The organism is Desulfobulbus alkaliphilus, from assembly GCF_016918545.1.
In the GTDB taxonomy this organism is placed as follows: Bacteria; Desulfobacterota; Desulfobulbia; order Desulfobulbales; family Desulfobulbaceae; genus Desulfobulbus; species Desulfobulbus alkaliphilus.
This window is the reverse complement of sequence record NZ_JAFFQC010000330.1, coordinates 1-419: the sequence shown is the minus strand read 5'-3', so window position 1 is coordinate 419 and position 419 is coordinate 1. Positions and strand designations below refer to the sequence as shown.

General features: G+C 63.0%; 1 protein-coding gene. It reads left to right on the top strand.

The window, feature by feature from the left end:
* Window positions 1-282 (top strand): N-succinylarginine dihydrolase (locus tag JWG43_RS18790; protein WP_205244432.1); only part of this gene is annotated, 282 nt, incomplete at its 5' end.
* Between the last annotated feature and the right edge of the window lie 137 nt (window positions 283-419).

Below are 419 nucleotides of genomic sequence, written 5' to 3'. Positions count from 1 at the left end.
CATTTCATGGACGTGAAGCAGAGCATGCGCAACGGCGGCGGCCCCGCCTGCCTGCGACTGCGGGTCGCCATGAACGACGCCGAGCTCGCGGCGGTCAACCCGGCCTGCCTCATCAACGACAACCAGTTTGCCCGTCTGGACAACTGGGTGGATCGCCACTACCGCGACAGCCTGGCGCTGGACGATCTGCGCGATCCAGCCCTGGTGCTGGAGACCCGAACCGCCCTGGACGAGCTGACCCAGATCCTGAAGCTGGGCTCCGTCTACCCCTTCCAGCGCTGAGGCGCGCCATCGGCCTGCAGAGCCGACGCAATAAAAAAGAGAGCCGGGCAATGCCCGGCTCTCTTGTTAGTCCTTTGCACTGAGCTATAAAACCTGTTCACGAGCTGTAGCGAGGGATCGTCAGCAAGGTGAAGAGC